The sequence below is a fragment of the Alloprevotella sp. oral taxon 473 str. F0040 genome (genome assembly GCF_000318095.2).
Classification (GTDB): Bacteria; Bacteroidota; Bacteroidia; order Bacteroidales; family Bacteroidaceae; genus Alloprevotella.
This window is the reverse complement of sequence record NZ_KB290714.1, coordinates 225,966-248,996: the sequence shown is the minus strand read 5'-3', so window position 1 is coordinate 248,996 and position 23,031 is coordinate 225,966. Positions and strand designations below refer to the sequence as shown.

The following is a 23,031-nucleotide window of genomic DNA, read 5'->3' as shown; positions in this document are numbered from 1 at the left end:
GTGCCATCACCGTGAATGATGTGGTGAAAAACATGAGTGGTGTAAATCCCTACTCTTTCTACAACGATTTCTCTATCCGTGGCTTCCGAGCAACGGGTAATCGCAACTCTGGCAACCTGGTGAATGGCATGCGCACGCAAACTAGCTTGTGGCGTCAATCCTCACTCGCCAACATCGAGCGTGTAGAAGTCATCAAAGGTCCAGCTTCTGCCCTCTTCGGCAATGCTGCTCCTGGCGGCATCATCAACCGCGTGACCAAGAAACCACTTGATGTTGCTCGAAAATCGGTGTCTCTCACTGCGGGTAGCTTCAACACCTCACGCGCTTATGCTGACTTCACTGGTCCGCTCAACAATAAAAAGACCCTGCTCTATCGCCTTAACCTCGGATATGAAAACACAGATAGCTATCGCAATCTCCAAGGACTCACGAGCTACATCGTAGCCCCTTCCTTCACCTATCGACCTTCCGACCGCACACAGCTTAATGTGGACATGACTTATGTCAACAACCAAGGTAAGCTCGATCGAGGAGTCGCCGTATTCGGAGATGGTAGTCTATTCTCTCGGCCGATATCTGCCACACAGTCTGCAGCCAATGACTATCTGCGGGAGAACAATCTTAATTTATCTTTTGCTCTCTCACATCAACTAGCCCAAGGTCTTCTCTTCAACAGTACCTATCTCTATTCGTCTTACGATGAGGACTTGATGGAACACTCTCAAGACAATGCTTTTGTGAAGAAGGCTGACGGAAAAGACAACCCTTCTCTTGTGCTCATGCGCGTGACACAACGTCAACGCCACTTCCGCAACAACAATTTCAACAATTATCTCACATGGGATGTTGCCACAGGAGCAGTAAAACACAAGGTTTTGGTGGGCTACGACCATTTTAATACGCAACTTGCACCTGGTTCTAGCTATATCGAAGCAGGGGGCTATCTCCTCAAGAATGGAGGCACAGCCAAAACTTTCAATACGAAGAAGATCGACGACTATCTCTTAGACAAAGACGGCAACCCACGCACCAATGTTCCTGCCTTTAATCTCAATTCTTCTGCTGGCAATCGCTATCAAGACGTGACCAAATACATCTACGAATCTAAAGATGTGCGTCCTAGCGACCAATACACCAATGGCGTTTATCTCCAAGAACAACTCACTTGGCGCAAACTCCAGCTGCTCTTAGGGGCGCGCATGGAGTGGTTCACCGACATCACCCAACACGATAATGGCACGGAGAGCAAAACCCATCAACACGCCTTTACGCCTCGCGTAGGAATGGTCTATTCCATGCTCCCTTCTACCAATCTCTATGCCACGTGGATTCGAGGTTTCGAACCTCAAAGTGTGGCTGTCCAAAGCAATCCTGCCTCAGGAGGACCATTCGATCCTGTAGAAAGCGAACTCTGGGAAGTGGGAGCCAAAGGCGAATATCTCAACAAACGCCTCAGCGTCACTGCTGCTCTCTTCAGCCTCCGTCAGAAAAATACACTCTACAATGCTGGAGTATCAGGACAACCCGACCTCATGGTGCCTATTGGGGAAGAACTTTCTCGTGGTGTCGAATTTGATGTTTCAGGACGAATTCTCCCCTATTGGAGCATTATGGCTAGCTATGCCTTCAATGTAGCAGAGATTTCAAAAGCTCCAGAAGGAACAAAAGACTTAAACCTACAACGTCCAGGCACTCCGCGCCACTCTGCTAACCTCTGGACAAAATTCATCGTTCCCACAGGCATGCTGCGCAATCTTGGCATTGGCGTTGGTCTGAATGGCGTGAGCGAGCGTAAGGGACAAGTGGGACGTCGTGAGAATGTCGTGTCCTATCCTGGTTATGCCCTACTAAATCTCGCCCTCTACTATAAAGTGCGTGAAGTCCAGCTCCAACTGAATCTCAACAATGCGCTCAATAAGCAATACTATATCTCAGGATATGATCGCTTGCGCTCCTTCCCAGGTGCACCTCGCAACATCAATCTCACAGCAACCTACAGATTTTAATTGCGTGCTTTAACACATTCCTAAGACTCAAGCCCCACCATTCGCATAATCGTGTGAGTGGTGGGGCTTTTCAGAAGAGCAAAACAACTTGAGTCTAAGAAGTAACCGTACGAAAAACAAAGACTTCCCAATCCAGTTTTCCTTAGCGCCAACTAAGAAATAGAGCTCAATCTCGAAACAATGATGCGCTGTTTCTAATGATTATCATGATATCATGTCCGCATACAGCTATTTTTCACCTATTTATCGGATATTTTGACAAATAGAGATGACAGAACTATCCTTTCTAGTCACTAAATCTAAGTATTTAATTACTCACTTCTTAAGATAGTGTGCAACCTATTCTATCGCGAACGAGTAAAATAAGTATTTTCGCAGTCGCTTATCCTCTCTCTTATTCATCGGACTAAACGCGTAGAGAACAATTCGACCACAGAGATTCAGAACAAAAATGAGAGGAGCCAATCACCATACTGCGCGTTGTCATCCGAACATCACAACACTATACTCCCTAATTCTTATGACTCCCTCCATCATTCCTGTAGCATTGCTTGCCGCAGCTATGACCATTCCTGCCGCTTCGTTTGCTAGCAACGCAAATGGAGACAGCAAATTGAGTGGCAATGCAACTCCCAACAATGCCACTGCAGCAGCTAACGACACTCTCGTTAATCGCGTAGCCAACGGCACTGAACCCAAGCAAGGTGCTTTCGCTGAAATCCGTGGACAAATCACAGACAACAACGGCAACCCCATCAGCGAAGCCACCATCTCGGTGAAAGGTATGAAGCGCGCTGTTCGCACCAAAGCCAATGGTAAGTTCATACTTAGCGAACTGCCTAGTGGAGAATCTACCATCCTAGTTCATGCCATCGGATATACTCCACAACAACGCACCATAAAGTTGTCAAACAACAAGAGCTATGAAGGCATAGATTTTGTGTTACAAGAGCGCTCTGATGCCCTCCCCACAGTCGATGTGATGGGACGTCGCGAACAATCGTACAAAAACTCCGTTTCTTTTGTGGGCACCAAGACCGCTACCGCGCTCAAAGACGTGCCACAGTCCATTGGTTATGTGACCAAAGAACTTGTGCTCGACCAAGGTGCTATCACCGTGAATGATGTGGTGAAAAACATCAGCGGTGTCAATCAATACTCCGCCTACAACGACTTCAGCATTCGTGGTTTCCGCTCATTGGGTAACCTCAACTCGGGCAACCTCCTCAATGGTATGCGTGGACTCACTCCATTGTTTCGCCAGTCTTCTCTCGCCAATATTGAGCGCGTAGAAGTCATCAAAGGCCCTGCTTCTGCACTCTTCGGAAATGCTGCTCCTGGTGGTGTCGTGAACCGCGTCACCAAGAAACCCCTCGACGTGGCTCGTCGTTCGGTGTCGCTCACTGCTGGAAGTTTCAACACCTCTAATGTATATGGCGACTTCACAGGCCCACTCAACGAGAAGAAATCGCTTCTCTATCGCTTGAACCTGGGTTATGAGAACACCGATGGTTTCCGCGACCTTCAAGGACTCACCACCTTCATTGTTGCCCCCTCTTTCACCTACATCCTCTCCGATCGCACGCAACTCAATGCTGACATCACCTATAACAACAACATGGGTAAGCTTGACAGAGGACTTGCCATTCACGGCGATGGTGATCTCTTCTCTGTGCCTTTCAACTCCACTCAATCGGCTGCTAGCGACTTCATGAGCGAAAACACCTTCAACCTCTCGTTTGCGCTCTCTCATCAGTTGGCTAAAGGTTTGCTCTTCAACAGCACTTACCTCTATTCTAGTTATCTGGAGAATACTGAGGAACATGCTCAACAACACGCCTATCAAAGTACGATAGATGGCAAACAAGATTTCTCAAAGGTGGAAATGCGATTTGAAAAACGCCATCGTCACATCACCAGCAATAACTTCAACAATTATCTCTCTTGGTATTTTGCCACTGGTGCTTTGAAGCACAAACTTCTTTTGGGATATGATTACTTCAACACCGCTATTGCTCCGGGACTTAGTTCTCTTTCGGCTAGTGGTTATCTCCTTAAGAACGGCACTGTAGTTGATAAATTCGATGTTAAGAAGAAAGACGACTACCAACTTGATGCAAGCGGCAACCCACGCACCAATGTGCCTAGCTTCGATTTGAACTCCACTTTAGGTAATCGCATTCAAGATGTCACTAAGTATATCTACAAGACTGGTGCTGGAAATCCTAATGGTCAAGGTAGTGCTGTACGCTCGTACTCCAATGGTGTCTATTTGCAAGAACAGCTTCGCTGGGGACGCCTTCAAACGTTGCTGAGTGCACGTGTGGAATGGTTTACCGATGTTACAAAAAATGCTAAGGGCATCGAAAAGAAAACCACACAAACTGCTTTCATCCCTCGTGTAGGTTTGGTCTATGCACTCACTCCTTCTACCAATGTTTATGCTTCTTGGATTCGCGGTTTCGAACCTCAGTCAGTCGCTATTCAAAGTGATCCTGAGACTGGTGGACCATTTGATCCCATGAAGAGCGAACTTTGGGAAGTAGGCGCAAAAGGCGAATACCTTAACAAACGTCTGAGCGTTACCACTTCTGTTTTCAGAATCCGTAAAAACAACAGCCTCTATAGTGCTGGTGACCCTGTGAATCCTAAATTGAGAGTTGCCGTAGGAGAAGAAGTGTCTCGCGGTGTGGAATTCGACGTTTCAGGTCGCATTCTTCCTTATTGGAGCATCACAGCAAACTACAGCTACAACATTGCTGAAATTACCAAGGCTGCTCCTGGCACCAAAGACCTCAACATCCAACGTCCTGGAACTCCTCGCCACGCTGCTAACCTCTGGACGAAATTCATCATCCCTTCTGGTGCGCTCCGCAACTTGGGTATGGGATTGGGCATCAATGGCGTAAGCGCTCGCGAAGGACAAGTGGGACGTCGTGCTCAACTCGTCACTTATCCTGGCTACAGTTTGCTCAACCTTGCATTATATTACAAAGTGCGCGACATGCAGTTGCAACTCAACTGGAACAATGTACTCAACAAGCAGTACTACATCTCTGGTTTCGACAGATTCCGCTCTTTCCCTGGTGCGCCAAGCAACATCAACCTCACGGCTACCTACAGATTCTAGTTGCACACTTAGCCACTATCCTATATTAAATCCAAATTGGTCATTAGAATGTTATAGTGCTAAGACCGATTGGGGCTAAAATTCCCACTACTCACGACTTGTGAGTAGTGGGATTTACTTTATTACCTTCCACAAATCAGAACTCCGTAGAGAATCATCTAGCCACCGCTCCTACCAGCATCAATGATTTTTCGGTTCATACTCCCAAAAACCGCTGGAAGTTTCCTACATTTTTTCTATCTTTGCTACAAAACATCGCCCTTAAGCACACTCATTTCCTAACAAACCTATAGTTTATGCGTCACTATCTCCTTTTCGCCCTGTTCACTCTTGGCTTCATCGGCAGCATCATAGAGCGCATTCAGTTTGAACGCAAAAAGAAACATGAGAAAGATGAAGAGTATCGCTCCCTCTTTCGCCGACACAGCACCTTGATGATTATCTTCTTTGCGTATCTCGCAGCGGAACATCTTGAGCCTGTCTGCGAAGCACTCTGTGGAGAATAAGCCGCCACTAACATGCTAATGCCCATTTTTCAGCGCATTATGTAGGGCTTTTCTCCCTCTCTTGCGTGCAGCATGAGGAAGAAAGCCACACTCCACACCCATGCACGTCTATTATATCCCCTTAATTCCTCTTTTTCTTCGTCCTAACGCACGATAAGCCTGTTGTGCCTACACACACTCTAGAGAAAGATATAAAAAAGCGACAGCGTCAAAACCTTTGAGTTTTGACGCTGTCGTTGTATTAGGAGCTGAGCATCTGCCTTTGCCATCCAGCAAGACATAGCTCAACAAGAGAAGTGGCATGCAATTAGCGCACTTGCTTGTGACCAGCGGCATCGATCACCACTCCGCGCTGATGGGGAGTAGCTACACGGCCAGACAAATCGTAAGTAGTGCCCGTGGCTTCTTGGAAGAGAGGAGAACGATCCAGACCAGTAGGCACAGCCGTAGGCTCTAGTTTCCAATAATTGTTCCACTGATTAGCAATCCTCAAGGACACTCGAGTGGTAGCCACAGGATTTGAGGGGAGATACCAGCCATAGTTTGATGTGCCAGCCATAATCAAGAAGCCAGAGATCTCATTAGTTTTGCGATAGCGCAATTGCCAAGCATAGGGAGTGCTATTCTCTACGATACTCTCTCCAGCACTCGCATTACGCACAACGGCATATTTCTTTTCTGCCTTGTTTACCAGCACAAAGTTACCATCCTCTTGGCGAATCAGTTGCCACAAGATAGTAGGATTCTCATCTGTAGTCACAGGAGCTTCTACCTTAGTAGGCACCACCAAACCATCTTTCAATTGAGCCACATAGCCCGTCATTTGAGGATGCGCACTACGAATCACATAGTAATGGTTAGAAGTCAATGCTTCTACAGCCGTAGTCTTAGGAGCAGCGAGAAACTTCTCATACGCCTTCACATAAGTCTCATACACCTCTTGCGACACAGCAGCTTGTTTTGCTACCAAATCACGAGCAGGAGCAAGGTCTTTTTGGAGTTGTTGAATTGCCACTTGTGTGTGCTGACCTTCTTCGTTGGGCACCACATCTTCAATTGCATGGTCACAACGTTTCAAAAGCGCAGCAAGCATCTTTTGGAAATCAGCTTCCACAATGTACCACGTACCAGGGTGACACAAGGTAGGTTGGTCGAAAGCTACGACTTTATTCTCTGAAGGCTCGTCGTTGTTACGATTACCACCAAAAGACTTGATATAGAAGCGACCTACATTTCCTGTAGCAGTCGCATTGTAGCCTTGCACCTTTGACAATACCACGGCACCAGGCACGTAATCATATTGTTGTGCAGGCACTGCCGCGCGATCGATGCGGATAGGAGTAGCATTCTTCTTGACAAAGCGTAGAGGCTGATTGTATGAACTAATGGTAACTTCCTGCTTGTTATGCACAGACTGCATGATCCATCCGCCATTAGCCTCAACGAAGGTGAAGAGTTCTTCAGGAGCTTGTTGGTCGGTATAGTGCACTCTCACAGCAGTTGTTCCATCCGCATAGAGTGTTGCACCAGCATACTTGGCTTTATAGTAGGTAGAAGCCGAAATCAAGCGATACACCTTACCAGCGACAGGCTGTGTGATGGGGGCTGCTTTGAAAGCAGCAAGGGCTTGAGTCATCGCCTCAAGCTGTTGTGCTTCCTCAGTCGCAGCAGCAGCTTTCGCAGCGGTCACAGCGTTGGCCAAAGCATCGCAGGTAGCTTTTGGCGCATAACCCACTTCTCCTGCGCGCGTGTCCGCCAGTAACTTCTCAGCTTCGTCCACCTTTTCTTGGAGAGGTGTCTTAGACTCCTTCAGGAAAAAGTGCTTAGCATAGGTCATCTTTCGATCTTCAAAGACAACGCTGTGCTGTTGCAAACGATAGAAGAAGCTCAACCAGTCCTTTTGGTTATTAGGCAACCAACCGATTTCTGAGATCGCCAACAAACGAGGCAAGAGTTGGTATTCCAATTCTGCATTGTTGTTGGTAGTTTCCGTCCACATATTTCCTTGTACACCAAGACCAAATTCGGTTTTACCCACAGAACGGAGGCGAGCCAAGGGATCGAAGTTATAGATTTTCTCAACGCTATTCACGCTACCATCGCCCCATCCTCCGCGGTAGCCTTCATTGACATCCGCTTGGTCCGCAGTCACCTGCATCCAGTCGAGGTAGAGCACATTGTAAGGCACAATCACTGTGTGGAAACCCTTAGAAGCAGCCAAGATGTCCGTCCAGTCTGTCCAACGGCCTGTGCCGTCTCTACCGAGGTTCCAAGCCATGATGAGGGGAGAAACTTCACCTTTGTGGCGATTCCAATAGTTGTCGGTCTTGGTCTCAATCAATTCGTCCCAAGCCACAATGTCTTTGTTGTATTTCTTCTTGAGATAAACGGCTAGTTCATGCACCAACCAAGGTTGCAATTCACCAACGCCATTGAGCTTATTGTCCTTGATGCGTTGTTGGCAAAGGGCATTTTCTTTCCAGCGATCGGTAGGACACTCGTCACCACCGAGGTGGATGTAACGGCCGGGGAACACTTTCGCCACATTGTCGAGCACGGTCTTGAGGAAGTCGATGACTTTATCGTCACCGATGTTCAACACGTCTTTGGAAATACCAGCGGTCACACGAACCTTGTAGGTGCGATTGGGGTAGCAACTTAACTCTGGATAGGCAGCAAGGGCAGCCACCATGTGTCCAGGCATGTCGATTTCAGGGATAATCTCGATGTTTCTCTCAGCAGCATAAGCCACAATCTCGCGCAAATCGTCGAGGGTATAGTACATGCCGCGACCATATTCTGTGTCGTCAAAGAAGTGTGGATCAGTACCATCGCTCACAAAAGAACCTTTACGACGGCTACCCACTTGGGTCAGCTTGGGATATTCGGGAATCTCTATGCGCCAACCTTGGTCGTCGGTCAAGTGCCAGTGCAAGCGGTTCATTTTGTAGAACGACATGATGTCGAGGATGCGCTTCACCTCAGTTTTGTCGAAGAAGTGACGAGCAATATCGAGCATATATCCGCGATAAGACAAGAGGGGTTTGTCTTTGATGTCTAGCACGGGCAAGGTCCAAACTCTCTGTGCGCCGTTCTTGGGATAGAAAGCTTTGGTCATGAGCTGACGCAGAGTTTGCAAACCATAGAAGAAGCCAGCACGATGAGAGGCTTTGATTTCGATGTGCTTTTCGGTAATGCTTAGCGTATAGGCTTCTGCACCTGCAACACTCTTGTCGGTAATCAAGGCCACCATGCCGTCTGCAGCAGCGGAAGGAGAAGATTGCAAAGAGAGGGTGAGTCCCAAACGGCTCTTCACTTCTTCAGCAAACTCGTGCACCATGCCCTTCAAACTATCAACGGGTGAGGTGATGACTTTGAGGTTGCGCAAATCAAGATTTTTTCCTTCTTGGATGTTGATGTTCTGAGGATAGGGCACCAAAGGAGGAAGATTCTTATAAACGTCCAACGCCGCAGTAGTTTCAAAGGTCAAAGCATTGTTGCCTTCTCGGTCTTTGCTAGAACCCCAAAGTCCAATGGGATGTCCAGCACCTGCACCACCCCACTGGTTGAAACCCACTTGAGTATTGGCCTTAGGATGAATTTCGAAAGAAGAAGTGAAATTGGCTGTCTTACAGGGTAATATGGAGAACTTATTGTTGGCGTGCTGCTTAGCAGCTTCTACCATACCCTTTTCTTGAGTGTTGGTGACATAGAGTTGCAAACCAGCCTTATTTGTGAAGGTGTATCCCTCGGCTGCAGAACCTTCCACCTTCCACAACTGAGCATCTACGCCCGTCATAGCAGCTAGACGCGCCCCGCTATTGGCTTTAGAAGCCTCCACGACCAAACCACTGTTTGTAAACTTCAAGAGATACCAATGTACCTCTTGCGCTGTGCTCACCTTCGGCATAGAAGGAGCTGCGAGACTCACTAGAGATACTAGTAAAGCCCAACACAAAAGAAATAACTTTCGAAATGTATTCATGACTAGGTTTTATAATAAAAATGCTTTGCAAATATAGCATTTTTCATAGTATATTCCAACTCATTTGCGCATAAATGCCCAAATTAAACGCCACATCTGTCAAAATCTCTGATTATTTCTTTTCAAAAAACAAGGAAAGGTCTGTTTTCTTTCTACGCAACTTCTCTTCTCACATTCACACCTCCGCCAATGGCTCAAGTTTATTCAGCAATAGAGGAGGACGACCTATGAATTATACGGCATCCCTAGAAATGGAAGCAGGAAGAATTATACTTCAAACTTCGTTGCTCGAACGTAGCCCATTTTTTTTGCATTGAGCGGACATTCTTCCATCAGCCCAAGTTCCACTAATTTCTGCAAATCAGCGCGAGCCGTCTTCGGACTAACTCCAAAGCGTGTTATTATTTCGTTAGTGGTAACAATCCAATTGGGCTGCTCCATAAGAATTTTCACCACTTGTGCTTGACGATGATTAAGTTCCACTCTGGTTCTAAGCGTAAATAATTCATCTTTTTCTCGCATTTTTCTCGCCAAATATGCTTTTAATTCATCGTAAGCTCGCTTCATCGCCACTAGATTATAGTGGATGAAATAGGACAAATCCAATCCGTCATGCTCTGTATAGAGAAAGGCTTTTTCGTATTTTGCTTTACTACGGTAAATCACGCGAGAAATAGACAAGAATTCAGCTAATCGATAGCCTTTTTTCAGTAAATACCAATAGAAGAGTGAGCGTGCTGTTCTGCCATTTCCATCCACAAAAGGATGAAAATAAGCTAGTAAGAAATGAATGATTATCCCCTTCACAATGGGGTGAATAAAGGGACTATTCGCATCCTCATTGGCAAAATCACACAGTTGTACCAGCAATTCGGGAAGTTCATCAACATCAGGAGGGGTATGCGCCACTTCTCCCGTGAGGTCATTCATGACATAGATGCTATTATCCCTTCTAAATCGTCCTTCGTCTGTAGCATCTTGGAGTGTTTGAGTAGCAATCGAATGTTGAATGTTTTGCAAGAAATCCAGCGTCAACCTCTGCTCATCATGCTCGAGTAAGAAATTGATGGTTGCATAGTTATTGACAATCATCTGCTGACTCTTATTCACAGGTTTCAACTGCTTTCTCAGCATCTCCTTTGCTTCTTTCCGAGTAGTCGAGGCCCCCTCCATTTGGCTAGAGGCTATCGCTTCTTCCATGATAGCACTTAACAGATATTGCTGCCTATCTTTCGTTTGAAGTTCTGGGGCTACTCCTGCACTACTTCCGAAATTAAGGTCAAACTCATGCAACAGAGCTTGCATCTGACTCGTAATCGTGAACTGAAAAGTGTATTTACCAAATGTAAGATGCACTCTATTGGCAGCTCTCTTTAGTTTCACAGCAGCCCAAAGCAGCTCAGGTTGCATAGACTGGGGAGCCAGATATTTCACCTTATCCCAATAAAGATAATCATGATCTATGCGCGCTAAGATGTCCTGACAAAGAGGATCGGTCAAGAGATTGATGGCTTTTTCCTCAATATTATGCAGAGAAGGGGGAATTTCTATCATCGTCTGTAGAGAGATTAGTCTTGCGACAAAGATAAGATTTTCCCTTGAATGGCTCAAAAGAAATGGGGAATTTCCTCATAATTCCCCATAATTCCCCAATTTGGGTCATAATTGAGGAGCAAAAGCTCGTAGGGAGGACTTGGACTTAAGTAGAAGAGGGGGGGCGAAAACCAAGCGAAGGAGGGAGATATGGGGGATTGCGCACCCAAACAATCGGAGAATTCAAAAAAGTTCTCCGACATTTTTGGAGAAATCTCCGAGATTCTCGGTAAAACGTCGGAGTTTTTTTGAGTAAAAGTCGGACATTTTTCTGCGTAGTTCGGAGAAAACCTATTGCAACGGTGCAAACTGATGTTGAGGAGTAAGGCAATTGTGACAACCAGCAATACACGCATTCAAGGGAAGAAGTTAGGGCAAAAGGGAGGACAGGTAAGAAAAGCAGAAAACTGGCTGCTACTAGATGTTAAAACTGGCGTTCTCGCGCGTACGCGTACGCGCACATTCCTGCAGTTTTGCACTTTTTGCTTTCACAACCTTCACAGACTCCCTATATAACCCACTATATATCAAGAAGTAACACAACATTTTCGGACATATTTTAACAGAACACGTCAGAAGAGCGTCGCAAGGGGGCAGAAAAGTTCCTCTACGCACATCAGAGAACATGGTTGTTTCACCTTAGATTGATGGCTCTCCACAACCCTTCGTGTGAAGGTTGTGAAAGCAAAAAGTACAAAATCCCAGGGAAGGCGCGCGCGTACACGCGCGTGAGCAAAGACTGCCGTCTCATCCCTAAAAAGACGGTGTGCAAGCAGCAAACCGAAAACTGAAAAGCCAAAAACAAAAATACCCTTGATTTGCCATATTCAAAATGACAAAATCAAGGGTATCTATAATTTTTTCTTCACTTTTCCGCCGAATTTTCACTCTTTGCCCTATTTGCTTCCCCTATATGAATAGAGGGAGAACATAAGTGCAGGGCGAAAAAGGGGCTAAAGAAGGGCTGTGAGAGCGTTTCGCCTTAGCGCATGAGCAACTCTAGGGTAGAGAGTTTATGAAGCACGCTAGCTTGAATCATTTGTTGTGCTTGTTGCAACTCACCCATTTGGAGTGATTCGCCATAAGCCTGCTTGTAGTATTGCTCAGCTTCGGAATACTTTTTGAGTTCGCGATAGGAGTCGCCCACCATCACGAGGTAGTTGATTTTATTCATCAACACTTTCTCCGAGGGAATAGCGATTTTGAGCCACTCAATGGCTTGCTCGTGATCAGCAGCGCGCAACTTCTTGTCGGCAGCATAGTAGAGAGACTGAGCTGCCATGGCATAGTCGGCAGCATTGGCATCAGCACCTAAGCCTGCAAGATACTTGCGCATGAGCTTGAGATACTCCGCCACGTCCTTGTTCTTGTAGATGGCAAAGAGGGCATTGTAGTAGTCGCGCGACTTGTCGTAGGGCGTTACATTGGTAAACTTGATGACATCGTATGCCTTCTTGTAGTCGGTGCGAATCTTCTCAAGATAGTCCTTATAGCTCGCATCGCCTTTCTTGACAAGTTTGAGCATACGCTCGTCGTTCTTTTCCACCACATAGTAAGCTGCGGGTTCGCCCACGGCAGCCAACCATTCATCGAGGTGGGTGCTGATGTAGTCTACAAGGCGATCGGTGGTTTCATCGTCGTCACCGCCTAGATAACCGATGATGATATAATCTTTGCGATTGATGAGACTATTATCGGCCATCTTGGTTTCGATGTACTTCTGATAGATCTTGCGCACACGTACCACCCACTTTTCTGCATCCATACCGTCTTGCGTGGTGAGAAACTGGGGAGCCATGGTGAGCAATTCCTGCTGAATGGTGAGATCGTTGGGATTTTGGCGATGTTCCTTGTAGAGTTGCTCAAAACCTTTCATTTCTCCCATGGCAGTCTTCGCCATGTCGAGAAGTTCTTGAGCGTTCATGTAGCCCACATTGATAGAGAGGGCTTTGCCTTCACCATCAATGATGCCGAGCGTGGGAAAGGCCTCCACCTTGTAGGCTTTGGCGATGTCTACATTCTCGGGCTTCTCAGCATCGAGTTGGAGAGAGACAAAATTCTTGTTGAAATATTCACCCACCTCTGGGAGCGTGAATATCTGCTTCTCCATCTTCTTGCAAGGGCCACACCAAACGGCATAGAAATCGACAAAGAGGGGTTTTCCTTCAGCCTTGGCCTTGGCCATCGCCTCAGCAAAGGTGCCTTTGAAAAACTGGATGCCTTTCGAATCTTGTGCCATAGCAGGCAGTGCGATTAGGGCGCAAAGGACGGAGAGGAGGAAGAGACGAATCTGTTTCATACGACTTCGTTTTAGGAGTTTTCGACTGGGCTATCTTCTGCCGGAGGATTCTCTTCAGTGGTGCCTTCTTCCAGGACTTCTTCAGCCTTGTCTTTGACGATGAAAGTGAAGAGTCCGTTGAGTTCACGCGAATAGCCTTCGTTGCTCACGCGGAGATTGACCGTGTAGCGGCCATTAGGAAGCGTGGTCACAGCTTTTGGGAAGAGATTGATGGTGCCACCACTTACCGTGACCAGACCATCTTGCACCGCTTTATCGAAAGCAGCAGCATCGCCTCCTTCACTAACAGTGACACTCTGGTAGTAGAAATTGACAGGGTTGGTGCCAGACACACCTTGGATGCGCTGTGACGACCAGGGTGCAGGATATTCTTTTGTCAAACTGTGGACATCATCTTCACTCACTTGGCGATACACCACGAGTTCTTTGGTCGAGAAGGCGGCATATTGCGTGTCGAGATAGCCCACTGTGGTATCGTGACAAGCGGTGAGCGCGGGGGTGCTCAGAAGACCTGCGAGGAGCAGGCTGTAAAGAAAGATTCTTTTCATATCACAAAGGGAAGTGGGGATTAAAACTCAAAGAGCGTGAAGTTGTATTGCAGGGCGTGCACGGTTCCTGTGTTGGTGCGGATGTTGTGAGAAGCCACTACGCGCTCCACTTGGGTGGTGGGAGACACCACGTGCAACACCAAGGGACCTGCACCAGCTACGCCACCATAAGAGGAAGCAAAGGTGTACATCCACAACTGGGTGCCAGAAGCCATGGTGTAGAGTTTACCTCCCTTACCGATGGCCTCGCCACTGGTGGACTTTTCACCACGAGCAAAGTCTTCGAGTTGGAGATTCTCATTGGGGATGACGTGAGAGAGCACAATATTACGGCACGAATCGACACTAATAGCGTCGATGAGGTGCATGATCATGCTATCAGTAGCCGCGTCTTTGTCAAACGCTGCACGGGTGCTGAGACCATCAGTCGTTGCTTCGTCTGACTGCGTTGCGGTGTACGTCTTGAGGAGATAGCGGCGAATGCTGTGATTCGTGGGGGCAATGAAGGTGATGTGACTACCATAGGTGCTCTTGCCCTCAAAGACTTCGTTGAGACCTGCACGGTTGATGAGATAAACGAGATAACTATAATTGTAGTTATCGCCCTTGAAATAGGTGAGCATCGAGGTGTCGTGGTAGGCTTTGGCACGGCCTGTCTCCACGAAGTTATAGTCGGTGCAGGAGGTGAGCCACCCCATGAGAATGAGGCAGCAGAAGAGTGCTCCTTGTTTGATGCGATGTATCATAAGACTTGGTTTATTTCCTTCGTTTGGATCATGAAACTAGTTGCTATAGCGGTGCCAATAGGGACGCTGGAGAATGAGACCATTGATGACCTTGCCGTCTTTGTCACGCTGCGCACCATAAGGCACGGGAAGATTGAGCGCACCATCAGCGATGTCTTGCTTGGTGAGGGTGGTCCACTTGCCCGTGAGATCGGTTTTGACATAACCATTGCGGAGGATGTCGTAATAGCGAGAGTCGTTTTCCAACACAAACTCACGTTCGCGCTCGTGGAAGATGGCTCGCTTCAAATCTGTCTCACCATTGGCAGGATAGGCAGCAGCACCAGCACGCGCACGAATCACATTGAGATCGGCGATAGCCTCAGCCGTGCGACCTAGCTTGTTGAGACACTCGGCGCGGAGCAAGTAGAGATCCGCAAGACGCCAATAAACATAGTTGGCATCAATGCTCAAGAAATACTTACCCGCTTCTGAGCTTTGGTCGATGGTGTAAACCGATTTGCGGAATTTATAAGGCACAGCATAGTCTGTGCCGCCAGCCATGTGGGGTTCATCTTGTTTGTAGAAGAAGGCAGTACGGCGCAAATCGGTGGCATCGGGATAGAGTTTATTGACCGTGGAGCGATAGAGACGATAGTCGGCTTGCGCGAGGTCACCTTCGAGTTTGGTGTCATTGACTGGCCAAGTGGCATAGAAGGTAGCAACATCATTCTTCGTGGTGGACTCGTTGCCACGGCTCTTATCATAGACCAAAGAGAAGATTTCTTCGGGATTGTTGGCCGATGGATTAGACAGCAGTTCGCAGAGGGCTTCAGGGCTTTCAACGAGGGAATAGGTGCCTGCTTCACCATTGATGAGATGGGTGGCATATTCCACACTCTTTTCGTAAGCGGCTTTGGCATCTACGCTGGATTCTCCATAGAGCTCCGCCATGCTACCCTTCCACGCATAGAGATGGGCAAGCAGAGCGGCGGCACTTCCCTTGGCAGCATACTGCTTGGAAGTGACACTTGCCCCTGCGGTGTTGCGCACCTTGGAGAAGATGGGGAGCATATTATAGGCTTGCTCGGCATGGCGAATACCAGCATCTATGACCTCTTGCTGAGAGGATAGGCTGTAAACGCGGATTTCTTTGGCATCAAGCGGGATTACGGCTTTTCCATAAGCGCGAGCGAGCTGGAGATATCCGAAGCCGAGGGCGAAATGGGCTTGACCAGCATGATAGTTGTAGCGGTCTTGGGTGAGTCCTTTGGTCGAACCGATGTTTTCGAGCAGAAGATTGGACTCAAAAATCATGCGATAAAGGCCTACCCAGTCGGGCGAACTCTCGATGATGGTACGAGGGTTCCCTTGACGAATCTGATCATCAAATTGCGATTCATCGGCAAGTAGACCAACTTTCGTGATGGGACGCACCGCATCCATAGCATTGTTGAGATAGAAATGGATGGTGATGGTAGTGGTATTCAACTCGCTTTCCGTGGCAAAGGCGTTGGAATAGGTGATTGCGTTTTCGGGCGTGAGATCCAAATCGCAAGACACCAATCCCAAACCGAGAAATGCTGAGAAGATATAGGGAAGGAATTGCTGTTTCATTAGAACTTGAAATTTAGACCGAGGGTGAGTTTGCGATTCAATGGATACATCGTGCCGTTGTCCTTACCTGTGGCAGGATTGACAATTTCGGGATCTAAGCCCGAGTAGTTGGTGAGCAGGAAGAGGTTCTCTCCAGTGAAATAGATGCGTCCCTCTGTGAGACGGAGTGCCTTGGTGATTTTAGCAGGAAGGGTGTAGCTCAAGGTGAGTTGCTTCAGACGGAGGTAGCTCACATTTTCGATATTGCTATCAATGTCTCCGTCAAACTGTCCTACATAACCATCGTCGGCAAATTCCAATGAGGGATAGTCTGCACGATCACCTTCTTTTTTCCAGAACTTAGCCTTGGTGAAGTCGTTCATCACCACTCCAAACTTCTTGTTGAACAAGAAAGCTCCCCCTTTGACCATATTCATCATGCGCTGGCCGAGGGTGTAGGTGGTGAGGAAGGTGAGGGCGAAGTTTTTGTAGGTGAAGGTGTTGGTGATACCTCCTTGGGCTACGGGCAGCGCAGAACCTGCATAGTAAAGGTCGTTGCTATTGATGATGCCATCTCCATTTTGGTCTTTGATCTTGCGACCACCAGGACGAAGAGGGTGACTCAAAGAACCGAAGGAAAGGGGCACGCGCTTACCCTCTTGGTTGTAGTAGTAAGGGATTTGACTCTCATTCTGCACAATTCCCTCGTCACGATAGGTGTAGATGCCATACATGGGGCGACCGAGCACCTTGTCATTGAGGTCCTTGCCATCGTAGGAAGAGAGGAATTTATTCCAGTTGCGAGAGATGTTGAAACCTAAGTCCCAAGTGAAATCCTTAGAACGGTAGAGCGAAGCGGTGATGTCGAGTTCTAATCCTTCGTTGGAGATGGAAGAAGCGTTGGTCCATGTGCTACGCGAGATGAAGAAGTTACCAGGCGTGGGCACTTGCATAAGCAAGTCGTAGGAGTACTTATAGTAGTAGTCGGCACGTACCTTGAGACGGCTATTGAGGAATTCGAGATCCAAACCAAGGTCGTACTGATCGCTCTTTTCCCAAGTGAGGTGGCTATTGGCCATTTCACCAGGTTGCAAACCAGATTCTCCCATGAAGTTGTTGGACTCTTCCATGAGTCCGTGTGCCAAGTAGGCTTCTTGGAACTTCTGTCCACTACGTCCCCAAGAGGCACGGAACTTACCATAGGAGAGATACCAGATGTCGCGCATAAAGTTTTCCTGACTAAATGCCCATCCTGCGGCGACAGAGGGGAAAGACGCCCAACGAACATCTCTTCCAAATACGGAAGAACCATCATAACGGATAGAGGCTTCGAGAAGATAGCGACGATCGTAGTTATAAGCCACACGGCTCAAATAGCTCATCATTTGCTGCTCTTCACGATTGGTGGTGAGGCGTTGCAAGAACTCGGTGCGACCTTCTACTTCACGTCCTTGTGGCCAGCCTTCTCCAATCTCAAAGATGCGATTGGTGGGACCACCAGCTGCCTTACCCTTGATGTTCTCATTGAGATCGTAAGTGGTGGTGAAACCACCCAACAACTCAAAATTGTTTTTCTCTTTGACCTTGAACTTGTAGGTAAGGATATTTTCCCATTGCATCATCACAACCATGGAGCGCGCTGTCTCCACAGAAGAGAGATTGTTGAAGTTCAAATAGGTGGGGCGGAACAGATGGTTATTGGAATAATAGGCATCTGCTGAGGCGGTGGTCTGGAACTTGAGTCCAGGGAAGAAGGTGTAGTCAGCCCCTAAGGTGAGACGAGGATTGAACATACCATTGCGAGCACGCACATCTCGAACACGCTGCAAGGTTTGTTGCTCAGCCACAGAGCCGGCGCCAGGATAGACCGTAGGCATCTGTTTGGGATCAACTTCTAGACCTTGAATGCTAGAGCCACTGATGGCGATTTGCTTGGCATACGACAAACTCACACGGGTGAAGAAATTGAGTTTGGGAGAGAGGCGCAAGTCTAGGTTAGTCAAGAAATTGAGACGTTGGAAGCCACTATTGATTTGAATACCCGTTTCGTCGTAGAGTCCAAGACTTACGAGATAGCGTGCATTTTCATTACCACCACGAGCGTAGAAATTGCCCGAGGTGACCTTACCTACTTGGAAGAAATATTTCCACCAGTTGGTGTCATTGTTGTAGAAACTATTGAGGGAGTCTTGCACAGCTCCAGGTGCGGAAGCATCTTCTCCAAGGACATTACCATTGCCCCAGAAATAGTCGTAAGCTCCATCACCATATTGTGAGCGACCGTAAGACTGTCCATAGCCATTGGGAAGCACATACTTCCCTGTCATGTAGTCGTAGTAGCCGTAACGCTGGTGGCGCGCCAAGAGGTTGTGCACATAGCGTTCGCCATTACCGCGCATTTGCAAGGGAGTGGCAGGAAGGAACGAAAGACTCTGTGAGAGGGTGGCTCCAAACTCTGGGCGACCCAAACGGCCTTTCTTCGTGGTAATCAAGATGACACCATTGCCCGAACGCGAACCATAGAGCGAAGCTGAAGCAGCATCTTTCAAGACTTCCACAGATTCTATCGTAGTGGGATCAAGACCTGCTAGGGCATTGATGCCACCAGTGGCATCACTAGACACCTTAGAAATGGGCACTCCATCAATGACAAACAAAGGGGTGCCATCGTTGATGCCTTGCTGATTGAGTGAGCTGATACCGCGGATGTTGATGCGCGACCCACTACCACCAGGAGAACCAGAAACATTGGTCACTGCTAAACCAGATAGCTGACCTTGCAAGAGATTTTGGATGCTGGGAGCTGGAGCATCTTTGAGTTTATCGGCCTTGATGCTACTCACCGCTCCTACTAGTTCGCGAGAGTTGCGCTCACCATAGGCCACGACTGTGGCTTCTCCTAACTGAAGCGCGGTCTCTCTGAGTGTGATGCGAGGCACAACACCATTGGTAAACTTCACCGTGGCAGGTTGATATCCAATGGAAGACACCTGCAATTCGCCACTCTTGGCGGTGGTGGGAAGGACGAAGCTACCATCTTCTTGGGTCATAACCACAAATTTTGTGCCTTTGAGCTGCACATTGGCCGACATGACTGGTTGGCCAGCTCCATCACGCACAATACCGCGCAAGCCTTCGCCTGTGGCTTGCTGAGCCGTTGCCCCTCCTGCTGAGGATTGTGCTGAGGTGGCTTGTCCAGTGGTTTTACTTGCGACGGGAGCCGCTGTCACCGCATTGCGAACTACACGCAAATGTTTACCTTCTAAGCTGTAGAGGAATGGTTTATTTTGGAAAAGGATGGCTAGGGCCGCCTCTGGCGTTGTTTCATCGAAATCAACGGTCACGGCAATACCTGCTTGGCGCACTGCATCACCACCTTCAAGTTGATACCCACCCTTTTGCACGATGTAGTTAAGCACCGTCCACATGTCTTTCTGTTTGAAAGAAACCGTGATGGTGGTAGGGGTAGTCTGCGCTTGTGCGGTCATGGCGGGGCTACCCGCGAGTAGCACTCCTCCCATGAGCGCGACTAAACTTAGGCGCAGCGGAGAATTGTGTTGTGACATATCTTTATAACTAGGTTAGGAGAGATGAGACTTAATCGTGTTCCCACTTTTTATCTTCGGGAGCTTGGCTCTTCACCACGATGAATCGCTGGCGAGCATCGCTGAGTAAACGCTGCAACAAGGCTGAGAGATCAGCTGACTTCACGTCAGACACGCGGACTGTAGGAGCTGTGGTGGTCGAATCTGTGGAAGCCGCAGCAGACTTAGAGTTCGTTGTTGCTGACTTATTTGCAGCTACTGATGATTTATTTGTACCATTGGTAATGGGTAACTGTGGCACTTTGCCGGTTTCCACATAGTTGTTCAGCAACGCGAGCCATACTCCCAAACCGAGTTCACCATCAGCTGCTTTGTCACTAGAGTCTTCGTCTAGAATAAAGGGAATTTGCACCTTCTTGAACGCATCGTTGTCGATGTGTCCTGCTGCCATGCTGCGTAGGATTTCCAAGGTGCGAGCCTTCAAATAATCGGCTTTCTCACGAGAAGTAGAGAAGTGGATGGAGAGGTTGGCACGCTCTATGGGTTCTTCTACATGGTTGGTGTTTACCGCAATGCTATAAGTGGCTTGTTCACGTTCACGAAGTTCGTCGAAGAGCACATTTTGCAGCAAAGGTTCGAGAAGAGAGAGGGCAAGTGCCTGGCGTTCGTTGAGTTTAGGCTCATCGAGTAGGAATGAAAGCTCTACTTCACCCATATCTCCAGGAGTGTCGACGACGAAATTGCGGTCAATGACGCGCTCCTTACTCGTAAAGTCACGAGCGGCATAGTCGGCAGTGGTAAATGCCTTGCGAGATTGCTTGGCATCGCCAGGAAGTGCAGCGAGATAAGTCGTCACCAACCGCTTGGCTTCGGCTTCTGAGAGGTCACCCACTAGGCAAGCATTGAAATGCGCAGCGTTGCCAAAGTGTTCTTTGTACAAGCGTTCTAAATCGTTGAAACGCATCTTGGAGAAGAACTCCTTGTCTTCACGTGGATTCTGGAGGGTGATGGGAGAGAGGACTTCTTGAATCTGACGATCCACGGCTTCTTTTCCTACTTGTGGACGAGACGCCCACACGTATTCTTTGCGTTGTAGCCATTTGTCAAAGACGGGCTGTGAGAAGTTTTGTCGCGCCAATACCAGATAAAGATAGGAGAAGAGGGCGTCTGCCTCATCGGTCTTGCTGCGCGCCTGCATGCCATCGAGATAATCATTGATGGTGAGGCTTACTTCTATAGGGCGATTGCCTAACCAGTTGGCTAGCTGATTGCGAGAATACTTGTAGACTCCTGACTGCATGATGAGGCCTTGCATGGCAGAGAAGGAAGCTAAATCTTCTGGCTTCACGAGCATGTGTCCCCCCTTTGCAGCAGCAAGGAGCATCACTTCGCCTTTTAAGTCTTTGGGGAGCGACTTATAGACGACTTTCATGCCATTGGAGAGGGTCCATTCGACGGCATCAAGAGAAGAAAGGCGTTGTTCACGCACGATTTTCCCTTGCGGGAGGGTGAAATCAATGAGATTTCCTGCTATGTCGCTTTGTTTTTCTGCAGCGTTGCCCATCGCCTTGGTCGTAACGAGGAGCTTTTCAGCCTCAATCTGGGAGATGGCAGCTTCCTGCGCCGAAGCGGTGTAGGCTACGAAAGCGAGATTGCTGGTGTTGCCCATCTTCGCTTGCAACCAGTCTTGGAGGTCTTCGACTTCAAGCTCCACCAATTGTTCGATATTTTCCTGTAACTGTGCACGAAGTTCCTTGAGGGGTGTGCCGTAGAGGTAGTTGCGACGGTATTGATCGAAGAAGTTGTCGGGAGTTCCCAGGTTTTGCTCGTCGTCCAAGGCTTGCTTCATACCATCATAAAGTGATTGCTTGGCATTCTCAAAGAGACGCTCGGGGATGGGCTGGAGCAAACGAGCACGCTCTGCAAGCACTTGTTGCACGGCTGTGACGTCTTTGCCACGATAGGGTACAACATCCCATGCAAACTGGCCATAACCGCGCACCAGTGGCGTGTAGCTCACAGAGGCGGCTATGAAATCTTCGCGGTTGTCATTGCGCAGATAAGCGAAATACTTAGGAGCGATGTCGTTGAACAACTGCTGGAAGAGGAATTCTTTGGTAGCAGCTTCGCCTTTCAAATCTGTAGGCGTGGCGACACGTTGGTAGATGCCATAGGAATGGGATTGGTTCTCAGCATCTATAAAACGATAATAGAGCGGTGCAGCATGGTCGGCAATCGTGAAATTAGGACGAGCCTCTGCCTTCTTCGCTTTCTTGATGCTACCGAAGAGCTGTTTCACTTTTGCCTCATAGACTTCTGGATCGATATCTCCCACAATCACCACACACTGAAGGTCAGGACGATACCAAGTGCGGTAGAAACGCTGCACATCTTTCGCTGTCAGTGTCTCTAAAGACTTGAGCGGCCCGATGACATTGCGCTGCGCATATTGGGAGTTATTGTAGACTACGGAGGCGATACTGTCGCTCAGACGCTTTGAAACATTGTTGCGCTGGCGCCACTCTTCAATGACAATACCACGCTCTTTTTCGGTGTCTTTGTCGGTGATTTTGACACCATCGCACCAGTCACGCAGCACGAGCAATACGGAGTCGGTGAGTCCGGGAGCTTCCGTGGGTACTTCGCTGATGGAGAATCGCGTTTCGTCTTGTCCAGTGCGGGCATCGAAATCATACAACCCACGCTGGCGCAACCAAGCCATGACACCTTGGGGATAATGCTTGGTGCTGTTGAATGCCATGTGCTCGAGGAAGTGCGCCAAACCTTGTTGTTGGTCGTTCTCCAATAAAGCACCGACATTCTGAAGTAGGTAGAAATGGGCTGTACCTTGCGAACCTCCGGCATCTTTACTGATGTAGTAGGTGAGTCCATTGGGAAGTTTTCCCGTGCGGAGGGTAGCTATTTGAGCGTGCGCTACGTTCATACCCACCAAACTAACGGCGGATAAACAAAGCGAGGGCAGGAGCGCACGATGAAAAAAACGAGAAAGTAAGTTCATGTGTCGAAAAGGGATAAAAGCGCGAGTAGAAACTTCAAGGGGTAAAGATGGATATCAGAGGTTTCTACTCACGCTTATC

General features: G+C 48.1%; 11 protein-coding genes. 3 read left to right on the top strand and 8 right to left on the bottom strand.

All coding sequences use genetic code 11. The annotated features are described in order from the left end of the window. The 3 genes from HMPREF9999_RS03540 to HMPREF9999_RS10435 form a co-directional block, all read left to right on the top strand. A partial coding sequence (locus HMPREF9999_RS03540) for a TonB-dependent siderophore receptor (protein ID WP_009436994.1) occupies window positions 1-2,006 on the top strand: 2,006 nt, incomplete at its 5' end. Window positions 2,007-2,526: 520 nt separating this feature from the next. Next, on the top strand, window positions 2,527-5,136 hold the full coding sequence (locus HMPREF9999_RS03535; RefSeq protein ID WP_009436993.1) for a TonB-dependent receptor: 2,610 nt from the start codon (window positions 2,527-2,529) through the stop codon (window positions 5,134-5,136). Between the two features lie 296 nt (window positions 5,137-5,432). Then, the gene (locus tag HMPREF9999_RS10435) at window positions 5,433-5,642 is read left to right on the top strand and encodes a hypothetical protein (protein WP_009436991.1); all 210 of its coding nucleotides are present in this window, start codon (window positions 5,433-5,435) and stop codon (window positions 5,640-5,642) included. Between the two features lie 307 nt (window positions 5,643-5,949). Here the strand turns inward: HMPREF9999_RS10435 and HMPREF9999_RS09905 are convergent, their stop codons facing one another. From HMPREF9999_RS09905 to HMPREF9999_RS03490, 8 genes are all read right to left on the bottom strand, one after another. Then, window positions 5,950-9,627 (bottom strand): beta-N-acetylhexosaminidase, encoded by a 3,678-nt coding sequence (locus HMPREF9999_RS09905; RefSeq protein ID WP_083475810.1) that lies wholly within the window; start codon window positions 9,625-9,627, stop codon window positions 5,950-5,952. A 267-nt stretch (window positions 9,628-9,894) separates the two neighbouring features. Next, window positions 9,895-11,181, bottom strand: coding sequence for a Fic family protein (locus tag HMPREF9999_RS03520; protein WP_009436988.1), 1,287 nt, complete (start codon window positions 11,179-11,181; stop codon window positions 9,895-9,897). 1,021 nt (window positions 11,182-12,202) lie between these two features. Next, window positions 12,203-13,519, bottom strand: coding sequence for a thioredoxin fold domain-containing protein (locus HMPREF9999_RS03515; RefSeq protein WP_009436985.1), 1,317 nt, complete (start codon window positions 13,517-13,519; stop codon window positions 12,203-12,205). An 11-nt stretch (window positions 13,520-13,530) separates the two neighbouring features. Then, window positions 13,531-14,067 carry a hypothetical protein gene (locus tag HMPREF9999_RS03510; RefSeq protein WP_009436984.1) on the bottom strand — a complete coding sequence of 179 codons (537 nt, stop codon included), beginning with the start codon at window positions 14,065-14,067 and terminating at the stop codon, window positions 13,531-13,533. Window positions 14,068-14,087: 20 nt separating this feature from the next. Then, entirely contained in the window at window positions 14,088-14,813 is a 726-nt protein-coding gene (locus tag HMPREF9999_RS03505) for a hypothetical protein (protein WP_009436983.1), read from the bottom strand. Between the two features lie 36 nt (window positions 14,814-14,849). After that, window positions 14,850-16,409 (bottom strand): RagB/SusD family nutrient uptake outer membrane protein, encoded by a 1,560-nt coding sequence (locus HMPREF9999_RS03500; protein ID WP_009436982.1) that lies wholly within the window; start codon window positions 16,407-16,409, stop codon window positions 14,850-14,852. Continuing rightward, window positions 16,409-19,954, bottom strand: coding sequence for a SusC/RagA family TonB-linked outer membrane protein (locus HMPREF9999_RS03495; RefSeq protein WP_157049595.1), 3,546 nt, complete (start codon window positions 19,952-19,954; stop codon window positions 16,409-16,411). Before HMPREF9999_RS03495 ends, HMPREF9999_RS03500 begins: the two co-directional genes overlap by 1 nt. Before the next feature lie 31 nt (window positions 19,955-19,985). Beyond that, a complete protein-coding gene (locus HMPREF9999_RS03490; RefSeq protein WP_157049594.1) occupies window positions 19,986-22,952 on the bottom strand; it encodes a M16 family metallopeptidase in 2,967 nt (988 codons plus the stop codon). Window positions 22,953-23,031: the final 79 nt, after the last annotated feature.